Source organism: Arthrobacter sp. I3 (assembly GCF_000520575.1).
Classification (GTDB): Bacteria; Actinomycetota; Actinomycetes; order Actinomycetales; family Micrococcaceae; genus Arthrobacter; species Arthrobacter humicola_A.
Window position 1 is genome coordinate 152,946 of the sequence record NZ_KI914902.1, and the last position, 2,473, is coordinate 155,418.

Annotated in this window: 4 protein-coding genes; all 4 read right to left on the minus strand. The window is 69.6% G+C overall.

The window, feature by feature from the left end; genetic code table 11:
• On the minus strand, positions 1 to 299 hold a 299-nt coding region (locus tag Y706_RS23410), incomplete at its 3' end, for a glycerate kinase (RefSeq protein ID WP_043434491.1).
• A 4-nt stretch (positions 300 to 303) separates the two neighbouring features.
• Positions 304 to 1,236, minus strand: coding sequence for a 3,5-dioxohexanoate:acetyl-CoA acetone transferase (locus Y706_RS0103445; RefSeq protein ID WP_028275471.1), 933 nt, complete (start codon positions 1,234 to 1,236; stop codon positions 304 to 306).
• An 89-nt stretch (positions 1,237 to 1,325) separates the two neighbouring features.
• Positions 1,326 to 2,090, minus strand: coding sequence for an SDR family oxidoreductase (locus Y706_RS0103450; RefSeq protein WP_028275472.1), 765 nt, complete (start codon positions 2,088 to 2,090; stop codon positions 1,326 to 1,328).
• A gap of 83 nt (positions 2,091 to 2,173) precedes the next feature.
• A partial coding sequence (locus Y706_RS29110) for an MFS transporter (RefSeq protein WP_043434493.1) occupies positions 2,174 to 2,473 on the minus strand: 300 nt, incomplete at its 5' end.

Below are 2,473 nucleotides of genomic sequence, written 5' to 3' on the forward strand. Positions count from 1 at the left end.
CCGCCAGCCGACGGCAGGTTGAGGCCGCTCGCGACAGCCAGTTCGACGACGGCGGTCCCGTCGGCGGTGAGCCCGACCGCCGCCTCGACGGGTTCGCCCCACGGCCCGACCGTGGTGACAAGGACGGGCCGGGCGTCCAGACCGCGGGCGAGGGCCTCGGTGGTGCCCTCGCCGCCGTCGGCCACGGGCAGCTCGCGGGCCGCCGCGCCGGCCGAGCGGATGCCGGCCGCGATGTGCCCGGCCACCTCGGCCGCCGTGAAGGTGCCCTTGAAACTGTCCGGGGCCACCAGGATGCTCATCGGCTCAGAACCCTACGTTTTCCCGGCCCTTGAGCTGCAGCATCTGCCGCGCCTCGTCGGGGGTGGCGACCTCAAAGTTGAGGGCTTCCAGGATGGTGCGGATCCGGGTGACCTGTTCGGCGTTGGACGCGGCGAGCTGGCCGGGACCGATCCACAGGGAATCCTCCAGGCCCACCCGGACGTGGGAGCCCATGGCGGCGCCGATCGTGGCGAGCGGCATCTGGTTCCTGCCGGCGCCCAGGATGGACCACTCGTAGTCCTCGCCGAGCAGGCGGTCCGCCGTGCGGCGCATGTGCATGAGGTCCTCGGGGTGCGCGCCGATGCCGCCGAGCAGGCCGAAGACCGACTGGACGAACAGCGGGCCCCTGGCCAGCCCGCGGCCGTGGAAGTGCGCGAGGTTGTTCAAGTGCGAGATGTCGTAGCACTCGAACTCGAAGCGGGTGCCGTTCTGGTTGCCGATGCCCAGGATGGTCTCGATGTCCTGGAAGGTGTTCTTGAAGACGAGGTCGCGGCTCTTTTCGAGCCCTTCGCGCTCCCAGTCGTGGCCGAACTCGGTGAAGCGGTCCAGCATCGGGTACAGCCCGAAGTTCATCGAGCCCATGTTGAGGGAGGCAAGCTCCGGCTTGAACAGCGCCGCCGGCTGCATCCGTTCCTCGACGCTCATGTGCGGCGAGCCGCCCGTGGTGATGTTGATGACGGCGTCGGTGTTGCGCTTGAGCTTGTCCAGGATCGGGGCGAAGTGCTCGGGGTCCTGGGAGGGGCGGCCGTCCCTGGGGTCGCGGGCGTGCATGTGCACGATCGCGGCGCCTGCCTCGGCGGCGCCGATCGCGGCGTCGGCGATCTCGTCGGGGGAGACGGGCAGGTGCGGGGACATGGACGGGGTGTGGATGGCGCCGGTGACGGCGCTGGTGATGATGACCTTGCGGGCAGCAGCCATGGGAATGTCTCCTTGGTGGGCAGGGCGGGGCAATGTGGGTGCGGGGCGGGCGGCGGCCTGGGGCGGACCGGCTCCCCAGGCAGTTCAGGTCAGTAGAGCTTTTCGGTGTTGCCGTCCACGGCGAGAGCCTGGCCGTTGACGTTGCGGGCCATGTCGCTGGCCACGAAGGCGGCCATGTTGGCGATGTCCTCGGCCTCGATCAGCCGGCCCAGCGAGGACTGGTTGTGGTACAGCGCGGAGACCTCGTCCGCCGGCAGCTCGAGCATCCGGGCCTTGGCGGCGATGACGGAGTCAATGCGTGGGCCGTTGACGGCGCCGGGGCAGATGGCGTTGACACGGATGCCGTCCGGGCCAAGTTCGATCGCGAGGGTTTTGGTCAGCCCGACGACGGCCCACTTCGACGCCGAATAGGCGCTGCGGCCGGCCATGCCCAGCCGCCCGGCGGCCGAGGACAGGTTCACGATAGAGGCGCCGCTGCCCTCGCGCAGCAGGGGCAGGGCATGCTTGATGCAGAAGAACTGACCATGGATGTTGACGTCGAAGGTTGCCTTCCACGCCGCGGCGTCGAGGGATTCCAGGGGCCCGGTGGGCCCGGCGATGCCGGCGTTGTTGACGAGGACGTCGAGGCCGCCCATTTCGACCCGGACGGTGTCCATGAGTTCGCGGACCTGGCCCTCGTCCGAGACGTCGCTGACCGCGGCGAGGAGCCCGTTGACGCGGGCCTTGTCGACGGCGTCGGGGTCGATGTCGGTGACGAAGACGGTGGCGCCGAGTTCCCGGAACTTGCTGGCGATGGCCAGGCCGATGCCGTTGGCTCCGGCGGTGACGAGAATGCGCTTGGCGGTGAAATCCATGAGTAGTCCTTGCAGTGAGATGGCTTGCGGACCCGCTCCGAACGCGCGGCGGGGCGCGTCCGGAACGGGCGGTGGGAGCAGCGTCAGTGGGCGGCCGGAACAACCGCGGGCTTCTCCGTGCCGCGCTTGAGCAGCAGGGACAGCAACGCGCCGATGACGCACATGCCCACGATGAACCACAGGCCGGAGAGCTTGGAGCCGGTGGCGTCCTGCATGAAGCCCATGACGTAGGGGCCCAGGAAGCCGCCGCAGAGGCCGATGGTGTTGACGAAGGCGATGCCGCCGGCGAGGGCGGCGCCGCTGAGGCGGGTGGCCGGGTAGGTGAAGAGGATCGGCTGCAGGGCGAAGAAATTGAAGGCGGCGAGGCAGAAGCCGATCATGCC

Coding starts and splice junctions, on each gene's coding strand:
- Y706_RS0103445 (WP_028275471.1), bottom strand. CDS start 1,236: ATGGCTGCTGCCCGCAAGGTCATCATCACCAGCGCCGTCACCGGCGCC.
- Y706_RS0103450 (WP_028275472.1), bottom strand. CDS start 2,090: ATGGATTTCACCGCCAAGCGCATTCTCGTCACCGCCGGAGCCAACGGC.